Source organism: Escherichia sp. E4736, assembly GCF_005781225.1.
Taxonomy (GTDB): domain Bacteria; phylum Pseudomonadota; class Gammaproteobacteria; order Enterobacterales; family Enterobacteriaceae; genus Escherichia.
This window is the reverse complement of record NZ_VATT01000038.1, coordinates 186,442-208,820: the sequence shown is the minus strand read 5'-3', so window position 1 is coordinate 208,820 and position 22,379 is coordinate 186,442. Positions and strand designations below refer to the sequence as shown.

Here is a 22,379-nt window from a genome sequence, read left to right as displayed (position 1 = left end):
ATTACTTGATGGCCTTACTGTTTCTTCTTAGGAGCGAGCACCATGATCATCTGGCGGCCTTCGATCTTCGTTGGGAAGGATTCGACCACTGCCAGTTCTTGCAAATCGTCTTTCACGCGATTAAGCACTTCCATACCGATTTGCTGATGCGCCATCTCACGACCGCGGAAACGCAGCGTGATTTTGGCTTTATCACCCTCTTCGAGAAAGCGAATCAGGCTGCGGAGTTTTACCTGATAGTCGCCTTCATCTGTACCAGGACGGAATTTAATTTCCTTAACCTGGATAACTTTTTGCTTTTTCTTCTGTTCCTTAGAAGACTTGCTCTTTTCATAGAGGAATTTGCCGTAATCCATTATACGACAAACCGGCGGCTCGGCGTTAGGGCTGATCTCGACTAAGTCTACTCCGGCTTCTTCAGCTTTCTCCAGAGCTTCTCTCAGACTCACAATACCAAGCTGCTCGCCTTCCAAACCTGTTAAGCGAACTTCCTGGGCGCGAATTTCGCCATTGATACGGTTAGGACGCGCCGTTTGAACTCGTTTTCCGCCTTTAATACCTTATTCCTCCAATTGTTTAAGACTGCGGCTGCGAATCTCTTGTTGCAGCTTCTCGATCACTTCATTTACGTCCATGCTTCCCAGGTCTTTACCACGGCGGGTGCGAACGGCAACTTTGCCAGATTCCACCTCTTTATCACCACAGACCAGCATATATGGGACGCGACGCAAAGTGTGCTCGCGGATTTTAAAGCCAATCTTCTCATTTCTCAAGTCTGCTTTAACACGAATGCCCGCATTTGATAGTTTTTGCGTCAATTCGTTAACGTATTCAGACTGTGAATCCGTAATGTTCATGATAACAACCTGAACCGGCGCAAGCCAGGTCGGGAAGAAACCAGCGAACTCTTCGGTCAGGATACCGATGAAACGTTCCATCGACCCAAGAATTGCACGGTGAATCATTACCGGAACCTTACGCTCGTTGTCTTCGCCTACATAGGAAGCGCTCAGACGAGACGGTAAGGAGAAGTCCAGCTGTACTGTACCGCACTGCCATGCACGATCGAGGCAGTCATACAGGGTAAATTCAATTTTCGGACCGTAGAACGCGCCTTCACCCAGTTGATACTCAAACGGGATGTTGTTTTCTTCCAGCGCAACTGCCAGGTCCGCCTCAGCACGATCCCACATTTCGTCACTGCCAATACGTTTTTCAGGACGAGTGGAAAGCTTGACCACGATCTTCTCGAAGCCAAAAGTGCTGTACATATCATAGACTAAACGGATACATCCGTTAACTTCATCGCGAATTTGTTCTTCAGTACAGAAGATATGCGCGTCATCCTGGGTAAAACCACGCACGCGCATCAGGCCGTGCAGGGATCCTGACGGCTCGTTACGGTGGCAGCTACCGAACTCGGCCATACGCAGCGGCAGATCGCGATACGACTTCAGCCCCTGGTTAAAGATTTGTACGTGACCCGGACAGTTCATCGGCTTAATGCAGTATTCACGGTTCTCAGAAGAGGTGGTGAACATTGCATCTTTATAGTTTTCCCAGTGACCGGTTTTTTCCCACAGGACGCGGTCCATCATAAACGGGCCTTTAACTTCCTGATACTGGTACTCTTTCAGTTTAGAGCGAACGAACACTTCCAGTTCACGGAAGATGGTCCAGCCGTCATTGTGCCAGAACACCATACCCGGCGCTTCTTCCTGCATATGGTACAGGTCGAGCTGTTTACCGATTTTACGGTGGTCGCGTTTAGCGGCTTCTTCCAGACGCTGCAGATACGCGTTGAGGGCTTTTTTATCTGCCCACGCAGTACCATAAATACGTTGCAACATTTTGTTGTTGCTGTCACCGCGCCAGTAGGCCCCTGCCGTTTTCATCAGTTTGAAATGGTGGCAGAAACGCATATTCGGTACGTGCGGACCGCGGCACATATCGACATATTCTTCGTGGAAATAGAGGCCAGGCTGGTCATCATGGGCGATGTTTTCGTCCAGGATGGAGACTTTATAGCTCTCGCCGCGTTTAACGAACGTTTCACGCGCTTCGTGCCAGCTGACTTTCTTCTTAATGACGTCGTAGTTTTTCTCAGCAAGCTCATGCATCCGCTTCTCGAGTGCTTCGACATCTTCCTGGGTTAACGTGCGGTCAAGATCAACGTCGTAATAGAAACCGTTGTCAATAACCGGGCCGATTGCCATTTTGGTATGCGGCCAAAGTTGTTTAATTGCGTGCCCTAACAGGTGCGCACAGGAGTGACGAATGATCTCCAGACCTTCTTCGTCTTTAGCGGTAATGATCGCCAGTTTAGCGTCGTTTTCAATCAAATCGCACGCATCTACCAGTTCGCCATTAACGCGCCCTGCGATACAGGCTTTCGCCAGACCTGGACCAATGTCCAGCGCAACATCCATGGGGCTTACAGCGTGGTCGTAATGGCGTTGGCTGCCATCAGGAAGAGTAATAACAGGCATGTTATATCCTTATTTGCAGTGGTGACCCACACGAAAGATCACATACAAAGATTCATATGAAATTTATCAAAAAGGTTTGGGCTGATTCCCGCTTCACTCTGCGAAATATGTCACAGCATGCTGATTGGCGATGCCAGACCTACACCCACTTTCTGATAATACCGCTTGGCAGTTTACACGGTAATTGTTATCGGGCAAAGCGACAATCATCATGTTTGATATGATATAAATCAATACAGGCAACACCTGACCCTTTTGTTACACTCGATTATTGAAGACTGGAAATCCCCTGGAAAAACGCATGCCGACAAAACGTTTCAACAAAAAACACTGGAAGATGGTGGTCGTCCTGCTGTCTATTTGCGGCGCGATGCTGTTGCTGCGCTGGGCAGCGATGATTTGGGGCTGAATGGTGGGGCGCTATCAACAAACAATGCAGCCAGACCGCATAACACGGCCCGGCACATTATTACATCCTGTAGCCCAGCGATAACGTGGTGCGGCGATCGGTATGTTCCGGCGCAGACTCAGGCGGTTCAGAGTTCCATGTAACGTTGTAGGCCACCTTCAGACCGAAATGTTCATTGATGGCAACATTTAATGCACTTTCCGAGTTCAGCGTAGTGTCTTCAGCACCAAAAACCGATACACCCTGGGTAAATTTAGCGTTGTCGGTCAACTGCCACGCATAAGCTCCGGAGGCATACCCCAGCGGCTGCGTTTCACTGGCATTATCAGTATATTTGTCGTAACGCACGCCAGGACCGAATTCAAAGCGGAAGCTGTGTACCGGGCCATTTAAAAACTGGCGACCATAACCCGCAGTCAATACATCTCGTTCCCGATAGCCGTTATAACGGTCTGTCAGCCAACTTGCCTGACCAAACAGATAGTCATAATCAGTTAAATTAAAACGGCTACGCCCACCAACTGCATATTTTTCCGAAGAACGCTCATCATTAGAAGAAGTATTGCTGGCATTTCCCCACAGCGACCAGGCAGTCGTCTGCCCATACCAGGTCATAGTGGTATCAGCCGTCAGTGAGGAACTTTTCGTGTTGCCTGATTGTGCAAGGTAACCTGCATTCAGATTACCTTCGAAAGGTTTTTTTGCGCTGGCAGGATCGTCCATGACAGTAAAAACGGAATCATCGGCAGTTGCAGTCAGAGACGCAAACATACCCCCCGCCAACATAACGATGGCAGGAACTGTCTTCAAAAGCTTCATTTATTAAAAGTCCGTACAACAAAAAAAGAGACCATCGCGGTCCCGGAAACTTTCTTAAGGATCAAAGAGTAGCGTCCCTGGAAAGGTGACAAATTATAAAAAGGAGTGAAAAACTTAGCAATGACTTCTTATTTCATTTTTTGAATAAGCGCGTTGCGAAAACAGATATTTATTTATATATCTTTACCTTATTAATTTTATATAAATATCTAATAAATCATATTGTTAATTCCTTCACTTTCCACTGATTCAGTGCCAGACTGAAATCAGCCTATAGGAGGAAATGATGGTACGTATCTATACGTTGACACTTGCGCCCTCTCTCGATAGCGCAACAATTACCCCGCAAATTTACCCCGAAGGAAAACTGCGCTGTACTGCCCCCGTGTTTGAACCAGGTGGTGGCGGTATTAATGTCGCTCGCGCTATTGCTCATCTGGGCGGGAGCGCGACGGCTATATTCCCGGCCGGCGGCGCGACCGGCGAACATCTCGTCGCTCTGCTGGCCGATGAAAATGTCCCTGTTGCCACTGTCGAAGCGAAGGACTGGACCCGCCAGAATCTGCATGTACATGTGGAATCCAGCGGTGAGCAGTATCGCTTTGTCATGCCCGGCGCAGCTTTAAGCGAAGATGAATTTCGTCAACTTGAAGAACAAGTTCTGGAAATCGAGTCAGGGGCTATTCTGGTTATTAGTGGAAGCCTGCCACCAGGCGTGAAACTGGAAAAGTTAACGCAGCTTATTTCTGCTGCGCAAAAACAAGGAATACGCTGCATCGTCGACAGTTCCGGCGAAGCCTTAAGCGCAGCACTGGCGATTGGCAATATCGAGTTAGTTAAACCTAACCAAAAAGAACTCAGCGCACTGGTAGGTCGCGAACTCACTCAACCCGATGATGTGCGTAAAGCCGCGCAGGAAATTGTTAATAGTGGTAAGGCCAAACGGGTCGTCGTTTCCCTTGGTCCACAAGGAGCGTTGGGGGTAGATAGCGAAAACTGCATTCAGGTTGTGCCACCGCCGCTAAAAAGCCAAAGTACCGTCGGTGCTGGCGACAGTATGGTTGGGGCTATGACGCTGAAGCTGGCAGAAAATGCCTCGCTTGATGAAATGGTTCGTTTTGGCGTGGCTGCCGGTAGTGCCGCAACACTCAATCAAGGAACACGCCTGTGCTCCCATGACGATACACAAAAAATTTACGCTTACCTTTCCCGCTAATCGAGACATTCCCCCCTCGGTTGGGGGAATCACCACAAACCTGTCAGCAATGCGTTTCTGCGACTATGCTAAAAAATCACGTGATAACAAAGAGGTGAATTATGGCTGGTGGCGATCTTGTCCGTTATGTCATTACCGTCATGTTGCATGAAGATACATTAACTGAAATTAATGAGTTAAATAACTTTCTGACACGCGATGGCTTTTCACTGACCATGACAGACGATGATGGGAATATCCATGAACTCGGGACGAATACCTTTGGACTTATCAGTACGCAAAACGAAGATGAGATAAGAGAACTCGTTGCCGGACTCGCCCAGAGTGCTACAGGCAAAGACCCCGAGATAAGGATCACCACCTGGGAGGAATGGAATAGCAACAAATAAAGATTTTTGGGCAATAATCAGTCTGTGGTGTGCGTTAGCTCGTGTTTTTACACCTTATTCTTGCGCTAACCTTATGATCTGGCAGACAGCATGGGAGAGACATCATGTGGCAGGTAATCAGTCGTCTTTTGAGCGAGCAGTTAGGTGAAGGCGAAATCGAACTGCGTAATGAACTGCCTGGCGGGGAAGTCCATGCCGCATGGCATTTGCGCTATGCAGGACGTGACTTTTTCGTCAAATGTGATGAAAGAGAATTGCTTCCCGGTTTTACCGCCGAAGCCGACCAACTGGAGTTATTGTCTCGCAGTAAAACCGTCACCGTACCCCGGGTGTGGGCAGTTGGCGCTGACCGTGACTACAGTTTTCTAGTGATGGATTATCTCCCTCCTCGGCCGTTGGATGCACATAACGCCTTTATTTTAGGGCAGCAAATTGCGCATCTACATCAATGGAGCGACCAGCCACAATTTGGCCTCGATTTCGATAACGCCCTTTCTACTACCCCTCAACCCAATACCTGGCAACGCCGTTGGTCAACGTTTTTTGCTGAACAACGGATTGGCTGGCAACTGGAGCTGGCAGCAGAAAAAGGGATCGCCTTCGGCAATATCGACGCCATCGTCGAGCATATCCAGCAGCGCCTGGCCTCACATCAGCCGCAACCATCACTGTTACACGGCGATCTATGGTCAGGGAATTGTGCGCTAGGTCCGAATGGTCCGTATATTTTCGACCCTGCTTGTTACTGGGGCGACAGAGAGTGCGATCTGGCGATGTTGCCGCTACATACCGAACAGCCTCCGCAAATCTATGATGGTTATCAATCAGTGTCACCGCTACCGATCGATTTCCTCGAACGCCAACCGATTTACCAGCTTTACACTTTGCTAAACCGTGCAAGGTTGTTTGGTGGTCAACATCTGGTTATTGCTCAACAATCATTGGATAGATTGTTAGCCGCGTGACGGGAGTCGATGATAATGGCCGCACCGCGCGGCCTTTGTATTAAATGAAACCGAGCAGAGAAAAGAACACGTATCCCGCAGCAATACAAATTACCGGCAGGATATAGAGTGAAAAAAACTGTGTGAAGATAGTATGGCGTGGAACGACAATGCGCGACTCGATCTGTTCACGCGTTAACCCCTCTTCCCCTTTAGCCTTCTCCAGAATGAGTTGATCTTCAACGCCTTCGCGCAAGAAGCGCACCTGACGACTCATGCGTGCTCCAGAGTCTTGCAACGCCAGACCGACAAAAATCAGGATAAAGATCACCCAGAACATAACGTTCACACCACCATTAAAATTGGGCGTCGGCGAGTTATACCAGAACAGATTCAAAAAAGGCGTATTCGCTTGCATCATATCGATCATGACATGGGCAAAGTCGAGCATTACCGCATTAATGCCTTCCTGGGTTTCTTGCCGGATATTCATAAACTTCAGCAAGGAAATCAACGTGGAAACAAGTGTTGGTATAAAAATCACCCAACCGAAAATCCTTTTCAAAATAGCAATGCGTCCAGCTTGTTGATACGTCATGAGTTCTCCTTGATTAAGACGCGTCGATTCACTTAGTTTACCTGTAGATATCTGTTTTCGCCCATTCTTTAAAGGCGATATGATAGGCGCTTAATCATAAGCACTGCTTAATACCTTACACATAATGCTCTAAAGGAGAGGTTGTAATGTCAACCCCACGACAGATTCTTGCTGCAATTTTTGATATGGATGGATTACTTATCGATTCCGAACCATTATGGGATCGGGCCGAACTGGATGTGATGGCAAGCCTGGGGGTGGACATCTCCCGTCGTAATGAGCTACCGGACACCTTAGGTTTACGCATCGATATGGTGGTTGATCTGTGGTATGCCCGGCAACCGTGGAATGGGCCGAGTCGTCAGGAAGTGGTCGATCGGGTAATTGCCCGTGCCATTTCGCTGGTTGAAGAGACGCGTCCATTACTGCCTGGCGTGCGTGAAGCCGTTGCTTTATGTAAAGCGCAGGGCTTATTGGTTGGCCTGGCTTCAGCGTCACCGCTGCATATGCTTGAAAAAGTGCTGGCCATGTTTGACCTACGTGACAGTTTCGATGCCCTCGCCTCCGCCGAAAAATTGCCTTATAGCAAGCCACATCCGCAGGTTTATCTCGACTGCGCAGCAAAACTGGGCGTTGACCCAATCGCCTGCGTGGCGCTGGAAGACTCTGTTAATGGCATGATCGCCTCGAAGGCAGCACGAATGCGCTCCATCGTCGTTCCTGCACCAGAAGCGCAAAATGATCCACGTTTTGTGTTGGCGAATGTAAAACTTTCATCCTTGACAGAACTCACCACGAAAGACCTCCTCGGCTAATAAAAAGGGGCGTGGTGACACGGCCCCTGGTTGCTTATCTGAAATCACGTTTAACTGATGATTTTATCATCATATTATGATGAAGAGTTACACCGTCACCACTTCCGCGCACTGTATAAAAACCCTATACTGTACGTATCGACAGTTTAGTGAGTTTTATCATGACGGCGGAAGGTCACCTCCTCTTTTCTATTGCTTGTGCGGTGTTTGCTAAAAATGCCGAGCTTACACCCGTGCTGGCACAGGGTGACTGGTGGCATATTGTCCCTTCTGCAATATTAACTTGTCTGTTACCGGATATTGACCATCCAAAGTCGTTTCTTGGGCAGCGATTAAAGTGGATATCAAAACCCATTGCCCGCGCTTTTGGTCACCGTGGCTTTACCCACAGTCTGCTGGCGGTGTTTGCTCTACTGGCGACCTTTTATCTGAAAGTTCCGGAAAGCTGGTTTATTCCAGCTGATGCTCTGCAAGGTATGGTTCTCGGTTATTTGAGTCATATTCTTGCTGATATGCTGACCCCTGCTGGCGTTCCCCTACTCTGGCCGTGCCGATGGCGTTTCCGTCTGCCAATTCTGGTTCCACAAAAAGGCAACCAGTTAGAACGTTTTCTCTGCATGGCGTTGTTTGTCTGGTCAGTGTGGATGCCCCATTCACTGCCCGAAAACAGTGCCGTGCGTTGGTCATCGCAAATGATTAATACCTTGCAGATCGAGTTTCATCGCCTTATTAAGCATCAGGTTGAATACTAAAAAAACAAAAATCGCTTTTCTGGAATAAGCCATTCCATTTGAATATAAGAGCCAGCTCACAGTTCTGTTAATCTTGCTTCAACACTATGGCTACTGCGTAGCGATAGAAATAATAAGATCAGGAGAACGGGGATGAACTTTCCATTAATTGCGAACATCATAGTGTTCGTTGTGCTGCTGTTTGCGCTGGCCCAAACCCGCCACAAACAGTGGAGTCTGGCCAAAAAAGTGCTGGTAGGTCTGGTGATGGGGGTGGTTTTTGGCCTTGCCCTGCATACCATTTATGGTTCTGACAGCCAGGTACTTAAAGATTCTGTTCAGTGGTTTAACATTGTCGGTAACGGCTATGTTCAGCTACTGCAAATGATCGTCATGCCGCTGGTATTTGCCTCCATTTTAAGTGCGGTTGCCCGTCTGCATAACGCGTCCCAACTAGGCAAAATCAGTTTTCTGACTATTGGTACGCTACTGTTTACCACGCTGATTGCGGCGCTGGTCGGTGTACTGGTCACTAATCTGTTTGGTCTGACAGCTGAGGGGCTGGTTCAGGGTGGCGCTGAAACTGCGCGTCTGAACGCTATCGAAAGCAACTATGTCGGTAAAGTCTCTGACCTGAGCGTTCCGCAGCTTGTCTTGTCCTTTATCCCGAAAAACCCGTTTGCCGATCTGACCGGTGCCAATCCGACGTCAATTATCAGCGTGGTAATTTTTGCGGCTTTCCTGGGCGTTGCAGCACTGAAACTGCTGAACGATGATGCGCCGAAAGGTGAACGAGTCTTAACCGCTATCGATACGCTGCAAAGCTGGGTGATGAAACTGGTTCGCCTGGTCATGCAACTGACGCCATACGGCGTTCTGGCACTGATGACTAAAGTCGTTGCTGGCTCCAACCTGCAAGACATCATTAAACTGGGTAGCTTCGTTGTCGCGTCCTACCTCGGTCTTATCATTATGTTTGCAGTGCATGGCATTCTGCTGGGCATTAATGGTGTAAGCCCGCTGAAATACTTCCGTAAAGTATGGCCAGTGCTGACATTTGCCTTCACCAGCCGCTCCAGTGCTGCGTCTATTCCACTGAATGTAGAAGCACAAACGCGTCGTCTGGGTGTTCCTGAATCCATCGCCAGTTTCGCCGCCTCTTTCGGCGCGACCATTGGTCAAAACGGCTGTGCCGGGCTGTATCCGGCAATGCTGGCAGTGATGGTTGCGCCTACTGTTGGCATTAATCCGCTAGACCCAATGTGGATTGCGACACTCGTTGGTATCGTCACTGTGAGTTCAGCAGGTGTTGCAGGCGTTGGTGGCGGTGCAACATTCGCCGCACTGATTGTACTCCCTGCAATGGGCTTGCCGGTAACGCTGGTGGCATTGTTAATTTCCGTTGAACCACTTATCGATATGGGCCGTACGGCACTGAACGTCAGCGGTTCTATGACCGCAGGTACACTGACCAGCCAGTGGCTGAAGCAGACCGATAAATCCATTCTGGATAGCGAAGATGACGCCGAACTGGCTCACCGTTAACCCTGGCTTATAACGCAAAACGCCTGTCATCCCGACAGGCGTTTTTTTACTCTTCGACCTCATTCTCTTGTCGAATCTGATTCGCCCAGCGCTGGGCCGCCTCCGGCACACTAAACGCCGGTGAGCGCAAGAATGACTCCCCCACCAGAACAAACGCTACATATTTGCCACGTAATATCCAGACATCACGAAACGAATCCATTTTAATTGCATGCTCCGGCGGCGCAGGTTCCGTGCGCGGGACATAGCTAATAATCGGGCGGTTTTGCTGACGTAGCGGTTTCTTCATTACTGGCTTCACTAAACGCATATTAAAAATCAGAAAAAATGTAGTTTAGCCGATTTAGCCCACGTCCGTCCTGCTTTGCGTACATCTTCAAATACTTTCGCCGACACCACCTCCAGAGCGAGACATCCCCGATGGTCTATAGTTAGAGGGTTTTTTGACCAAAAAAGCGGCCCTTTCAGCAATGAAATAAGGAGACGAGTTCAATGTCGCAACATAACGAAAAGACCCCACATCAGCACCAGTCCCCCCTGCACGACTCGAACGAAGCGAAACCAGGAATGGACTCACTGGCACCTGAGGACGGCTCTCATCGCCCAGCGGCTGAACCGACCCCGCCAGGCGCGCAGCCGACCGCGCCAGGCAGTCTGAAAGCCCCTGATACGCGTAATGAAAAACTCAATTCCCTGCAAGATGTACGTAAAGGTAGTGAAAATTATGCGCTGACCACCAATCAGGGCGTGCGCATCGCTGACGATCAAAACTCACTGCGTGCCGGTAGCCGTGGTCCAACGCTGCTGGAAGATTTTATTCTGCGCGAGAAGATCACTCACTTTGACCATGAGCGTATCCCGGAGCGTATTGTTCATGCGCGAGGATCTGCGGCTCATGGTTATTTCCAGCCGTATAAAAACTTAAGCGATATTACCAAAGCCGACTTCCTGTCTGACCCGAACAAAATCACCCCAGTATTTGTCCGTTTCTCTACCGTTCAGGGTGGTGCTGGCTCGGCAGATACCGTGCGTGATATCCGCGGTTTTGCCACCAAATTCTATACTGAAGAGGGTATTTTTGACCTTGTCGGCAACAACACGCCGATCTTCTTTATTCAGGATGCGCATAAATTCCCCGATTTTGTTCATGCGGTAAAACCGGAACCGCACTGGGCGATCCCACAGGGAGGTAGCGCCCACGACACATTCTGGGATTATGTTTCCCTGCAACCGGAAACGCTGCATAACGTGATATGGGCGATGTCGGATCGCGGGATCCCGCGCAGCTACCGTACGATGGAAGGTTTCGGCATCCACACTTTCCGCCTGATTAACGCCGAAGGGAAAGCGACGTTTGTGCGTTTCCACTGGAAACCACTGGCAGGTAAAGCCTCGCTGGTATGGGATGAAGCGCAGAAACTCACCGGACGTGACCCGGACTTCCACCGCCGTGAGCTGTGGGAAGCCATTGAAGCAGGCGATTTCCCGGAATACGAACTGGGCTTCCAGTTAATCCCGGAAGAAGACGAATTCAAGTTTGATTTCGACCTTCTCGATCCAACCAAACTTATTCCGGAAGAACTGGTGCCAGTACAGCGCGTCGGCAAAATGGTGCTTAACCGCAACCCGGATAACTTCTTTGCCGAAAACGAACAGGTAGCTTTCCATCCAGGGCATATTGTCCCCGGTCTGGATTTCACCAACGACCCGTTATTGCAGGGGCGTTTGTTCTCTTATACCGATACACAAATTAGTCGTCTTGGTGGGCCAAATTTCCATGAAATTCCGATTAACCGCCCGATCTGCCCTTACCATAATTTCCAGCGTGACGGCATGCACCGCATGGGAATCGACACCAATCCGGCAAACTACGAACCAAACTCGATCAACGACAACTGGCCGCGCGAAACACCGCCGGGGCCGAAACGCGGCGGATTTGAATCATACCAGGAACGTGTTGAAGGCAACAAAGTCCGCGAGCGTAGCCCATCGTTTGGTGAATATTATTCCCATCCGCGTCTGTTCTGGCTAAGCCAGACGCCGTTTGAACAGCGCCACATTATCGACGCTTTCAGCTTTGAATTGAGCAAAGTTGCTCGTCCGTATATTCGTGAACGCGTCGTTGATCAACTGGCACATATCGATCTCACTCTGGCGCAGGCTGTGGCTGAAAATCTCGGTATCGAACTGACTGATGAACAACTGAATATTACCCCACCACCAGACATCAACGGTCTGAAAAATGCCCCAACATTAAGCCTGTATGCCATTCCTGACGGTGATGTCAAAGGCCGTGTGGTAGCGATTTTGCTTAATGATGAAGTGAGATCGGCAGACCTGCTGGCCATTCTCAAGGCGCTGAAAGCCAAAGGCGTTCATGCCAAACTGCTTTATTCACGGATGGGCGAAGTGACCACCGATGACGGCACAGTATTGCCAATTGCTGCTACCTTTGCCGGAGCGCCTTCGCTGACGGTGGATGCGGTCATTGTCCCTTGCGGTAATATTGCGGATATCGCAGACAACGGCGATGCGAACTATTACCTGATGGAAGCCTACAAACACCTTAAACCGATTGCGCTGGCGGGAGACGCCCGCAAGTTCAAAGCGACAATTAAGGTGGATGACAAAGGTGAAGAAGGGGTTGTGGAAGCCGACAGCGCCGACGGTAGTTTTATGGATGAACTGTTAACGCTAATGGCGGCGCACCGCGTCTGGTCACGTATGCCTAAGATTGACAAAATTCCGGCGTAAATATGGGTGGCGCAACTGCGCCACCTTTGCCTGATGCGCTGCGCTTATCAGGCCTACCGGATGTTCATAATGCTATGAAATTTCAATATATTGTATGCCGAATAAGGCATTTACGCCGCATCCGGCAAAACAGCCTTACCTACACATCCAGATAACTACCCAACCGATAACCACGCTCGGCAATGGCATACTTCAACGACGCCGACGTTAACACATCCAGTTCCGCTAACCGTGGGAAACAGTAAGCACTCTGGCGAATTGTATTATCGACAAACGCAGGATGGCACATCACTTCCAGTGAGCGTTCACCGCGATGACTGGAATCATCCAACACTTGCAGGAACAGTGATTCACTGATCTCTTCACCATAGAATGCACTACTGAAGCCCTGTGAACTGCGCAGATTTGCGAGTAAATCACCGTCGTTAAATACTGGCTGGCGATCAATACGCAACGCAATCTCCTCTTCAGCCGCAAACTTCGCCACAATCGGGAAAATCTGCGGGAACATATGCACATGATGATGACTATCAAGATGTGTTGGTTTGCGGCCAAACAATTCAATGAATCGCAGATACTGGCTGGCGAGTTCCTGGGAAATTTCTTCCAGTGGTAAGGCATCATCTTCTGCCAGCTGCCAGATCCATTTCCCCAACACACCTTGCCGGGTAAGCCCAGGCATCTCAGTCAGCGGCTTACCCAGTGTAAGGACAAAGTGCATCCCAACTGCCAGACTCGGCTCATCACGACTTAACCGCACCGCATGGTCGATAGCTTCCCCATTCACCAGCGCCGTCGTTGAGGTGACAATACCATTACGACAGGCCTCGATAATGCCGTAGTTCTGGCCTTTACTTAAGCCAAAGTCATCGGCATTAACAATCAGTAAGCGTTCCATAATCAGCCTCAGTTAATGTGCTTTTTTGAGTTCTGCAATGCAGTCAGCAAAGTTTGGCAACCACTTCTCATGCGCCAGAATCATCTCTGTTGCCAGCAGTTCCGCGTCACGATCGGAATGCACCAGCGGGCTAAGGTTGAGCGCCAGTAACACATCGTTAAATTCACCGCTAAGGGCTGCGTGGCTGGCGGCAATCTCAAAACCTTTGATGGTATGAATCAAGCCCATCACTTTGTCATCGAAGTGTGTAATGCGTGGATGTGGCGTCGCGCCATCGCGCCCCAGTGTACAGGTCATTTCTACCGCCCAGTCTGCCGGAATATTATCAATATGCCCATGATGCGGGATATTAACGTAATGTTCCGCTTGCTTGTCGTTGTAGATAGCATTAATCACTTCACACGCCGCATCTGAGTAATATGCCCCGCCGCGCTGTTCCAGTTCTTTCGGCTTAACTTTCAGGTCCGGATTTTTATACAGGTCAAAGAGTTGTTTCTCGACTTTCTGTACCACCTGTGCACGTGCGCCGCCTTTATAATACTCACCCATTTCAATCGCCAGCATCTCTTTTTGCTTGAAGTAATAAAGCAGATACGAGCACGGCAACAGATTCAGTGAGCGAATTAAGCCTTCGCTAAACGGCAGATCGAAAATATTTTTTACGCCAGACGCTTTTAACTGCCCGGATGCCACACCATCAAGCAATTCGGCAAAGCGAGACTTGCCATTTACCAGAACATCTTTAATAAACACCATGTGGTTCAGCCCGAACAGATCGATAGATAAATCATCGTTCTCATTCAACGCTAAAACATCGCTGATAAACATCTTCATGCCAATCGGAATATTACACACGCCGATAAAGCGTTTAAATCCGGTATGACGATAAACGGCTTCGGTGACCATTCCCGCTGGGTTCGTAAAGTTAATCACCCAGGCATTGGGGCAGAGTTCTTCAACATCTTTGACTATGTCAAAAATCACCGGAATAGTACGCAGACCTTTAAACAGGCCACCTGCACCGTTGGTTTCCTGGCCGAGATAACCATGACTTAACGGAATACGTTCATCGAGTTCGCGTGCTGGTAATTGACCTACGCGCAGCTGGGTGGTGACGAAATCGGCATCTTTCAATGCTTCGCGGCGATCAAGCGTTTTATAAAGCTTCATTGGTACACCAGCGTTATCAATCATCCGCTGGCAGAGATCGAAAATAATATCCAGCTTCGCTTTACCCTCTTCGATGTCCACCAGCCATAATTCACTCACTGGCAATTCGTGATAACGTTTAATAAACCCTTCCAGTAATTCCGGGGTATAGCTGCTCCCGCCACCAATAGTGACGACTTTTAATTTCTGGCTCATAATTTCTCCCTTCATTAGGAAATACTGATATTCGTCGTGCCTGCCGCTAAGTCAGGAATAACCCGGAAACACCAGGTTATACAGAGCAAGCATGTAAATTTAGTGTTCTGATACAATGGCTACTGATTAAATTCAGTCAATTTTTTACGATAGCTATTGGGTGTAAACGAGGTCAATTTCTTAAACGTTTTAATAAACAGACTGGGGCTACTATAACCGGCTTCAAATGCAATATCTGTTACCGAATAGTTGGTCATTTCCAGTTGTTTTTTGGCAAAATTAATGCGAATTTCATTAATAATTTGCATTGGCGTTTTGCCATAATATCGCTGGGTCGCACGCGTCAAATATTCCTGCGATTTCGCCGACAGTATCACCATATTTTCCAACGCATTTTCACTAAACTGCTCTTTATCATGCATCTTTTCAACCGTGCTTTTCAGCCACTGAGGCACATCATCAATTACCTGTTCTTCACGGTAATGACGTAAGCGGTTGATAACATAAAAAGTCACTGTCTCAACAAACTCTTCCAGCCCGGTTTCACGGAAATTCAGTGAAGAGATGACCGTTTCCACATAGGTGAGAAAAGCGCTATTGGTCCGGTATACCTGTGATGCGACAAAGCAATAAGGCAACAACGGCAGATAATGCTGCTCAAAAAAACGTTTGCTGATCCCAACATTTAATATACGCGTGGCGCCAAACTCATAAAAACTTTGATGGTGCGAGCCCAACGGAATAAAGACAAAATCGCCCCGCTCCAGCAACACGCGTTTACCGTTTATCTCCTGGTAATAACGACCCGTTAACACCAGGGTGAATTCATAATAGTCGTGTTGATGCAGCCCACTGATACTCTCAGTTTTGTTGTAGATAAACACATGGAAGTTTTTGCCATTAAACAGTTGTTGTTCACGGGCTGTGGCAATTTCCGGCGCGTTAATCACTGACTGCATCATCAACTCCTTATGCCTTCAATTTTTCATGAAGCTCAATTAATTCGCTAATCAGTTCACGTGCAAGCATTGAGGTCATTAAATGATCCTGAGCGTGGACCAGCACCAGACTCACTTTCATCTTACCTTCGCCCGCATCGCCTTCAATCAGTTTCGTCTGTACCAGATGCGCTTCATTCAACGCCATTCGTGACTGATCCATCATCGCTTTTGCTGCCGCAAAATCGCCCTGCTTTGCCTGTTTCAGCGCCGCATACGCCAGACTGCGCGCCTGCCCGGAGTTGATGATAAGCCCCATCACCACTTCTTCCAGTTCTTCGGCTTCGGTTTGCGTATCCGGGATATTGTCGAGATCCATCATACTCAGTTCCTCACTTTCCTTACCCGGCACAGCGTTACCTGTGCCGATATCGATTAAAATTTCAGCGCGTTAGCAATATCTTCTTCACTCTCTTCTTTATCAATCACGTTTTGTGCTTTGTTAGCCACCACAACAAATGGCAGATAAATCAGCGTGGCGATACCGAGGTTGAAGAGTGCGACCAGTAAGGCGGCGACGCTACCGTTGGTGTTAAAGAAGGCTCCCAGACCGGTTGGCATGGTCCACGGCGCAATGTTGGTCACTGGTGGAATAATGCCCATGTAATATGCCGCCAGGGTAATTGCCGCCAGAATCGGTTGTACCAGCACAAACGGGATAAACATCACCGGGTTCATAATAATCGGCAGACCAAACAGAATCGGTTCGTTAATCTGGAAGATGCCGGACGGCAGAGCCAGTTTTGCCACCTGACGATAATCAGCACGGCGAGAAGCAATAAAGATAGCCAAAATCAGGCCCAGGGTCGCGCCACTACCACCGAGGAAAATAAAGGAGTCCAGCATCGGCTTGGCCCAGATATGGAAGGTCTTACCGGCAGCTAATGCCGCTTCGACGGAACCATATTGCTGGTAGGTCGCAATGTTTTCCAACGCCCACGGCGTCATGATGCCGTTGTCCAGTGCAGTCAGCGCCAGCGCGCCGTGAATACCGAAGAACCACAGCAGTGGAACAAAAATCACATACGCCCAGCCGACCACGCTACCCAACGATGCCAGCGGCGTCGAGATGGTATCCATGATGATCTGATGGAAGTTTGTGCCCCAGGTCGTCAGCGCCCAGGCAATAATCCCCATCACGGAAAGAATAATAAAGCCGGGAATCAATGCAGAGAAAGAACGCGATACCGACGCAGGTACGCTATCGGGCAGTCTAATTACCCAGTTGCGGCGGACAATAAAGGTAAACATTTCTGCCACCACCAGGCCGATAATAATCCCGGAGATGATATTCGCGCCGCCTAACCAATTAGCGCCGACGGCATAAGCCTCGCCGACGCTATAAGGCGTGACGGTCATAAACGCCGCAACGGATAACAATCCCGCTGCCAGCGCATCGACTTTACGCTCTTCTGCCAGCGCCATGCCGATAAAGAACGGTGCCATTAAAGACATAATCCCCAATGTTCCGTTATAAACATTTCCGCCAATACCTTTCAGACCATTGAGTGTTTCAATGGTCGAGGCGTCGAGGCGAATACCTAAGGAATAAAAAAACGCCCCCTCCCCAAAGCTAAGGAAAACGTTATTAATTAATACAAACATCGCCCCTGCGAGGGTTAACGGCATTAAGCGAATAAAACCGTTTTTGATTGCATTAACGTGCGGCTGCTTTCCTATTTTAACTGCAAAAGGGAGGAGTACCTTTTCAAGCGATGCAATAACATTACTCATAGAAAAATACCCTTAAAAACCGCAATTTAAATATTGCGGTATAGATTTATGAAATAACTCTTTGACGGGAAAATTTAAAAATTAATTTGCTGCGGCTTTTTTAATTGCTGCAACTGCAGCCTTAAGCACGCCTAAACCATCGACTTTGCCATATAACAGCGAGTCAATTACTTCCACCGGTTTATTGGGTAACAAACGCTGAATTTCGGGCAACATATAAGCAATCTGCGGCCCTAATAAAACGACATCGGCATTCAGCCCTTTTTCACCAGCCAGCGTTTCTGGAAATGCTTCAATAATGACCGGAACTTCATATTTTTCTGCCTGAGCGCGCATTTTTGATACCAGTAAAGAGGTAGACATGCCCGCAGAACAAAACAGATAAATGTGTTTCTTTTCCATAAAACTGCCCTCATCAACGATTATCTGTCAGCCAGACACTCCGCAAGCCTTCACCTGCTTCCATGCTCTGGGTAACTTGCGAAACCAACATGACTTTTTTTGGTGGCTGAAAAGAGTATACGGTATTGACCTGAGCAATAGTATTTCTTTGACTATACAAATTGTCTCTCCTTGACCTGCTGTTATGACCACCTTCACATTTCGGTTAAATAATTCGCGTCAACAAATAAGAACACGCGCATAAAAAAACCGGCACAATGGCCGGTTTTCGTTGTGACTCAAGCTTTCAGATGAAGGAATTACTTCGCAGCCTGCGGATCAGTGTCGTATTCGGCACAGGTCTGATAGCCGGTATTGATCACATGTCCGGTATCATCTAACGCGACAAAATAGGTTTCTGCTTTACCATCACGTTGACCCAGAATGTAGGTCTGGCAAGTACCACGAGCATGGATCATGCTCACTTCAGACGAAGGTTTACCCGCAATTTGTGCAACCTGCGCCCGGCTCATGCCTTTTTTGACGTCTTTCACCACAGGCTGTACAAACTGGTCTTTGGTACGATCATACGCCGTACAACCTGCCAGCATGGTTAATACCGCCGCTGCACCCAGAATTCCTGCCATATTCTTGTTCATATTCCGTCCTCTTGTTTATCAGCGTGTTAGATAAGCCTGGAATACATCGGGGGCTTTTTCAAGCCTGAGAGCGAAACGGTTTCGCTTTCAGAGGATTCCTGTATGACGTTTTAACCACCATTCAACCTGCTGTCGCTTGTCGTTTCTGTAGCAACGGGTTAGCTTTAAGGAAGTTTTATTTTTCTGTCTGGAGGGGTTCAATGACATTGCAGCAACAAATAATAAAGGCGCTGGGCGCAAAACCGCAGATTAATGCTGAAGAGGAAATTCGTCGTAGCGTCGATTTTCTGAAAAGCTATCTACAAACCTACCCGTTCATTAAATCACTGGTACTCGGCATTAGCGGTGGTCAGGACTCTACCCTTGCCGGTAAGTTGTGTCAGATGGCAATTAATGAACTGCGCCAGGAAACCGGTAATGAATCACTGCAATTTATCGCCTTGCGCCTGCCCTACGGTGTTCAGGCCGACGAACAAGATTGCCAGGACGCCATTGCCTTTATTCAGCCGGATCGCGTATTAACCGTCAATATCAAGGGCGCGGTACTCGCCAGTGAACAGGCATTGCGGGAAGCGGGTATCGAACTGAGCGATTTTGTGCGTGGCAATGAAAAAGCACGTGAGCGGATGAAAGCGCAATACAGCATTGCGGGTATGACTAATGGCGTCGTAGTTGGCACCGATCATGCGGCAGAAGCCATTACTGGATTCTTCACTAAATATGGTGATGGTGGCACAGACATTAACCCTCTGTATCGTCTGAACAAACGTCAGGGTAAACAGTTACTGGCGGCGTTAGGTTGCCCTGAGCATCTCTATAAGAAGGCCCCAACAGCCGACCTGGAAGATGACCGCCCGTCACTGCCAGATGAAGTCGCGCTCGGCGTAACGTATGAAAATATCGATGACTATCTGGAAGGGAAAAATGTCCCGGAACAGGTCGCCAGAACGATTGAGAACTGGTATCTGAAAACCGAGCATAAACGCCGCCCACCCATTACGGTTTTCGATGATTTCTGGAAAAAATAAACAGTGCGGCCTCCCCGCCTGAGATTGTCGACACCAAATACTTTATTCATGCCGGATGTGGCGTAACCGCCTTATCCGGCCTGCAAAACTTTGCAAATTCAATACATTGCAGGAATCGAGTAGGCCTGATAAGCGTAGCGCATCTGGCAGTTTAAATTTGTCATCGGCCTTGCCTCTTTTTTAATCGCCACCCACCCGCTATACTGGATAAATGACCAGCGCTCGGAGTAAACAGTGGTACGGCGTTTAACTTCCCCGCGGCTCGAATTTGAAGCGGCGGCAATTTATGAATATCCCGAACATTTACGTTCATTTCTTACTGACTTACCCACCCGACCCGGTGTGTATCTGTTTCATGGCGAAAGTAACACTATGCCGCTCTATATCGGCAAAAGCGTTAACATCCGCAGCCGCGTCCTTTCCCATTTACGTACCCCGGATGAAGCGGCCATGCTGCGACAATCCCGCCGCATTAGCTGGATATGTACCGCGGGCGAAATCGGCGCTCTGCTCCTTGAAGCACGTCTAATCAAAGAGCAACAGCCTTTGTTTAATAAACGGTTGCGCCGCAATCGTCAGCTCTGCGCCCTGCAACTGAATGAAAAACGCGTGGATGTGGTGTACGCCAAAGACGTGGATTTTTCTACTGCGCCAAACCTGTTTGGCCTGTTTGCCAATCGCCGCTCGGCATTACAGGCATTACAGACGATCGCCGATGAACAAAAGCTCTGTTATGGCCTGCTCGGGCTGGAACCGTTAAACCGCGGTCGTGCTTGCTTTCGGTCGGCGCTAAAACGTTGCGCCGGAGCATGCTGCGGAAAAGAGAGCCATGAAGATCATGCTCAACGTCTGCTCCAGTCGCTGGAACGTTTGCGGGTGATCTGCTGGCCGTGGCAAGGGGCGGTTGCGTTGAAAGAACAGCACCCGGAAATGACCCAATACCATATTATTCATAACTGGCTGTGGCTGGGGGCAGTTAATTCGCTGGAAGAGGCGGCAACGTTGATCCGTACGCCTGCCGGATTCGATCACGATGGTTATAAAATTCTTTGTAAACCACTACTTTCCAGTCGCTATGAAATTACTGAACTTGATCCGGTGAATGGCCTGCAAGCCAGTTAATTTCACTGAACAGCAGTTTGCCTTGCGGTTGCAAAAGCCGCAGGGTGTGTTTGCCATCGTACCAGCACGCGCCCTGGTCGGTGGTTAACAATTTTTCGCCCAGTTGCCATGCCCCGCTAATCACAAACACCACCCCGCCGCGTGAGCCAAAAGTGGTGAACGTGCGATCGGCAATTCTGACTTTCGCCTTACAGGCATCCAGGCGCGTCATAATGTTGAAATCCATCGACATCAGCCCTTCCGTCAGTTTCGCTTTTACCACCTGGTCCGCCGCAAAAGCAAAAGGCTGTAACGGCTTTAAGGTATGGCTAAAACGGTCTGCGCTTTCAAGAAGCATCTCACCGCCTTCCAGCAGCGTCACACTTCTTTCCATCCCAGGAAATAAAGAAAATTCACCATTGGCCGCAATGGACGCAATGCTGGCACGCCAGTAAAAATCACGTTTCGCAGGGGGAAAACTACAGATCTCACGAGTTTCACCGGCAGCGTTTCGCCACAGGTTCACCGACATTTTACGCATATCAAAGTATTCCATACTCGCTCCGGGCATGCTCTTTTCATTGTTATCGCTCAGGCAACCGTGGATTGTTATCGGCAACTCGTATGATTTACCTTAACGTTTTCGCAAAAATGACAGGCACAGGCGCATAAAAGAAAACCGCCGATCCTGTCCACCGCCTTACAGCAAGGTAGTGGACAAGACCGGCGGTCTTAAGTTTTTTGGCTGAAAGATTATTCAGCAGTTGCAGGCATTTTACCTTTTCCCGCTGGGCGTTCTGTCAGACGCTTCTCAAAATTAGCATTAAATTGCTTTTTCTGCTCCGGCGTCAGGATGTTGTAAATCTTGTTCTGGGTTTCCATATGCGCCAGCATGTTAGCTTTGCGCTGTTCTTCCATTTTAGCAATCTGCGCTTCAGCTTTTGCTTTGTCGAAAGTATCGCTGGCGATGATGTCATGCATTGCGCGGCGTTCTTCCAGCGGCGGACGTTTCATCTGGTCACGCTGGCCTTTCATGATTTCACGAATCTGCTGTTTCTGCGCGTCGGTCAGGTTCAGGTCTTTGAACATCATGTCCTGATGCGGACCGAACTTGCCTTTATGGTGCATCATCGGCTTCGCGTCAGCCGGTGCTGCGGTAGTGGTGTCAGCGGCGTGGGCCAGGTTAGCCGCGCCAAGAGCCAGGGTAGAGGCAACAAACAGTGCAGTTAATTTACGCATATTCTATATCCTTCCTTTCAGTTATTTGTTACGGCTTTCTTAAGTAACGTGCCGTGTTGACGAGATTAACTTTACTGAGTTTAGCGTCAATTAATCAGAGCAACGGTAAATCAATGAAAGTATAAAAAACATTTTTTCGCCAATTATGGAGAAAAAAAGAAAAATTGAAGGAAAGTGATGAATAAATATTACAAGACAATGATTTTGCAGAAATTATGAAGGACTATACCTGATAAATGGCGATAAATAAAGCAAACATCCAGGATT

The 22,379-nt window shown here is 48.6% G+C and carries 24 protein-coding genes; 10 read left to right on the top strand and 14 right to left on the bottom strand.

Annotated elements, in window-relative coordinates; translation table 11 throughout:
* Positions 1 to 14: 14 nt before the first annotated feature.
* Entirely contained in the window at positions 15 to 557 is a 543-nt protein-coding gene (gene infC / locus FEK46_RS21415; RefSeq protein WP_001700733.1) for a translation initiation factor IF-3, read from the bottom strand.
* Positions 558 to 560: 3 nt separating this feature from the next.
* Positions 561 to 2,489, bottom strand: coding sequence for a threonine--tRNA ligase (gene thrS, locus FEK46_RS21410; protein WP_130208286.1), 1,929 nt, complete (start codon positions 2,487 to 2,489; stop codon positions 561 to 563).
* A gap of 301 nt (positions 2,490 to 2,790) precedes the next feature.
* Between thrS and yniD the strand changes: the two genes are divergently transcribed.
* A complete protein-coding gene (gene yniD / locus FEK46_RS21405; RefSeq protein ID WP_064529152.1) occupies positions 2,791 to 2,898 on the top strand; it encodes a small membrane protein YniD in 108 nt (35 codons plus the stop codon).
* A 60-nt stretch (positions 2,899 to 2,958) separates the two neighbouring features.
* Here the strand turns inward: yniD and FEK46_RS21400 are convergent, their stop codons facing one another.
* Positions 2,959 to 3,717 (bottom strand): YdiY family protein, encoded by a 759-nt coding sequence (locus FEK46_RS21400; RefSeq protein WP_130208288.1) that lies wholly within the window; start codon positions 3,715 to 3,717, stop codon positions 2,959 to 2,961.
* Positions 3,718 to 4,003: 286 nt separating this feature from the next.
* Between FEK46_RS21400 and pfkB the strand changes: the two genes are divergently transcribed.
* The 3 genes from pfkB (at position 4,004) to FEK46_RS21385 (ending at position 6,287) form a co-directional block, all read left to right on the top strand.
* Positions 4,004 to 4,933: a 6-phosphofructokinase II gene (gene pfkB / locus FEK46_RS21395; protein ID WP_130208719.1), complete on the top strand. Its 930-nt coding sequence runs from the start codon at positions 4,004 to 4,006 to the stop codon at positions 4,931 to 4,933.
* Between the two features lie 101 nt (positions 4,934 to 5,034).
* A complete protein-coding gene (gene ghoS, locus FEK46_RS21390; protein ID WP_130218889.1) occupies positions 5,035 to 5,322 on the top strand; it encodes a type V toxin-antitoxin system endoribonuclease antitoxin GhoS in 288 nt (95 codons plus the stop codon).
* Positions 5,323 to 5,426: 104 nt separating this feature from the next.
* Complete coding sequence (locus FEK46_RS21385; protein ID WP_130257723.1) at positions 5,427 to 6,287, top strand: fructosamine kinase family protein; 861 nt, start codon at positions 5,427 to 5,429, stop codon at positions 6,285 to 6,287.
* A 40-nt stretch (positions 6,288 to 6,327) separates the two neighbouring features.
* Here FEK46_RS21385 and FEK46_RS21380 read toward each other — a convergent pair whose 3' ends face one another.
* Entirely contained in the window at positions 6,328 to 6,864 is a 537-nt protein-coding gene (locus FEK46_RS21380; RefSeq protein ID WP_130208294.1) for a YniB family protein, read from the bottom strand.
* Between the two features lie 146 nt (positions 6,865 to 7,010).
* Between FEK46_RS21380 and hxpB the strand changes: the two genes are divergently transcribed.
* From hxpB to tcyP, 3 genes are all read left to right on the top strand, one after another.
* Positions 7,011 to 7,679: a hexitol phosphatase HxpB gene (gene hxpB, locus FEK46_RS21375; protein WP_130208296.1), complete on the top strand. Its 669-nt coding sequence runs from the start codon at positions 7,011 to 7,013 to the stop codon at positions 7,677 to 7,679.
* 161 nt (positions 7,680 to 7,840) lie between these two features.
* The gene (locus FEK46_RS21370) at positions 7,841 to 8,431 is read left to right on the top strand and encodes a metal-dependent hydrolase (RefSeq protein WP_064529159.1); all 591 of its coding nucleotides are present in this window, start codon (positions 7,841 to 7,843) and stop codon (positions 8,429 to 8,431) included.
* 132 nt (positions 8,432 to 8,563) lie between these two features.
* Positions 8,564 to 9,955 (top strand): cystine/sulfocysteine:cation symporter, encoded by a 1,392-nt coding sequence (gene tcyP, locus FEK46_RS21365; protein ID WP_135559523.1) that lies wholly within the window; start codon positions 8,564 to 8,566, stop codon positions 9,953 to 9,955.
* 46 nt (positions 9,956 to 10,001) lie between these two features.
* Here the strand turns inward: tcyP and cedA are convergent, their stop codons facing one another.
* A complete protein-coding gene (cedA, locus tag FEK46_RS21360; RefSeq protein ID WP_130208300.1) occupies positions 10,002 to 10,265 on the bottom strand; it encodes a cell division activator CedA in 264 nt (87 codons plus the stop codon).
* Between the two features lie 182 nt (positions 10,266 to 10,447).
* On the opposite strand from cedA, the gene katE reads away from it, so the two are divergent.
* Entirely contained in the window at positions 10,448 to 12,709 is a 2,262-nt protein-coding gene (katE, locus tag FEK46_RS21355; RefSeq protein ID WP_135406932.1) for a catalase HPII, read from the top strand.
* Positions 12,710 to 12,848: 139 nt separating this feature from the next.
* On the opposite strand, the gene chbG is transcribed toward katE, so the two are convergent.
* The 7 genes from chbG to osmE form a co-directional block, all read right to left on the bottom strand.
* The gene (chbG, locus tag FEK46_RS21350) at positions 12,849 to 13,607 is read right to left on the bottom strand and encodes a chitin disaccharide deacetylase (RefSeq protein WP_135559522.1); all 759 of its coding nucleotides are present in this window, start codon (positions 13,605 to 13,607) and stop codon (positions 12,849 to 12,851) included.
* 12 nt (positions 13,608 to 13,619) lie between these two features.
* Positions 13,620 to 14,972, bottom strand: coding sequence for a 6-phospho-beta-glucosidase (gene celF, locus FEK46_RS21345; RefSeq protein WP_135559521.1), 1,353 nt, complete (start codon positions 14,970 to 14,972; stop codon positions 13,620 to 13,622).
* 119 nt (positions 14,973 to 15,091) lie between these two features.
* Positions 15,092 to 15,934, bottom strand: a complete 843-nt coding sequence (gene chbR / locus FEK46_RS21340; protein WP_171021378.1) for a transcriptional regulator ChbR — start codon at positions 15,932 to 15,934, stop codon at positions 15,092 to 15,094.
* Positions 15,935 to 15,941: 7 nt separating this feature from the next.
* Entirely contained in the window at positions 15,942 to 16,292 is a 351-nt protein-coding gene (gene chbA / locus FEK46_RS21335) for a PTS N,N'-diacetylchitobiose transporter subunit IIA (RefSeq protein ID WP_064529165.1), read from the bottom strand.
* A 53-nt stretch (positions 16,293 to 16,345) separates the two neighbouring features.
* A complete protein-coding gene (gene chbC, locus FEK46_RS21330; protein ID WP_138194811.1) occupies positions 16,346 to 17,704 on the bottom strand; it encodes a PTS N,N'-diacetylchitobiose transporter subunit IIC in 1,359 nt (452 codons plus the stop codon).
* Positions 17,705 to 17,785: 81 nt separating this feature from the next.
* Positions 17,786 to 18,106 (bottom strand): PTS N,N'-diacetylchitobiose transporter subunit IIB, encoded by a 321-nt coding sequence (gene chbB, locus FEK46_RS21325; RefSeq protein ID WP_000412160.1) that lies wholly within the window; start codon positions 18,104 to 18,106, stop codon positions 17,786 to 17,788.
* Between the two features lie 299 nt (positions 18,107 to 18,405).
* Positions 18,406 to 18,744 (bottom strand): osmotically-inducible lipoprotein OsmE, encoded by a 339-nt coding sequence (gene osmE, locus FEK46_RS21320; protein WP_064529167.1) that lies wholly within the window; start codon positions 18,742 to 18,744, stop codon positions 18,406 to 18,408.
* Positions 18,745 to 18,944: 200 nt separating this feature from the next.
* Here osmE and nadE point away from each other — a divergent pair, with 200 nt between their 5' ends.
* Together nadE and cho are read left to right on the top strand one after the other, a co-directional pair.
* A complete protein-coding gene (gene nadE, locus FEK46_RS21315; RefSeq protein ID WP_135559520.1) occupies positions 18,945 to 19,772 on the top strand; it encodes an ammonia-dependent NAD(+) synthetase in 828 nt (275 codons plus the stop codon).
* 234 nt (positions 19,773 to 20,006) lie between these two features.
* Positions 20,007 to 20,894: an excinuclease Cho gene (gene cho / locus FEK46_RS21310; protein WP_135559519.1), complete on the top strand. Its 888-nt coding sequence runs from the start codon at positions 20,007 to 20,009 to the stop codon at positions 20,892 to 20,894.
* Here the strand turns inward: cho and ves are convergent.
* Together ves and spy are read right to left on the bottom strand one after the other, a co-directional pair.
* On the bottom strand, positions 20,854 to 21,429 hold the full coding sequence (ves, locus tag FEK46_RS21305) for an environmental stress-induced protein Ves (RefSeq protein WP_131161167.1): 576 nt from the start codon (positions 21,427 to 21,429) through the stop codon (positions 20,854 to 20,856). The two genes, cho and ves, sit on opposite strands and share 41 nt — an antisense overlap.
* Positions 21,430 to 21,626: 197 nt before the next feature.
* Positions 21,627 to 22,112 (bottom strand): ATP-independent periplasmic protein-refolding chaperone Spy, encoded by a 486-nt coding sequence (gene spy / locus FEK46_RS21300; RefSeq protein WP_130208314.1) that lies wholly within the window; start codon positions 22,110 to 22,112, stop codon positions 21,627 to 21,629.
* Positions 22,113 to 22,379 lie beyond the last annotated feature (267 nt).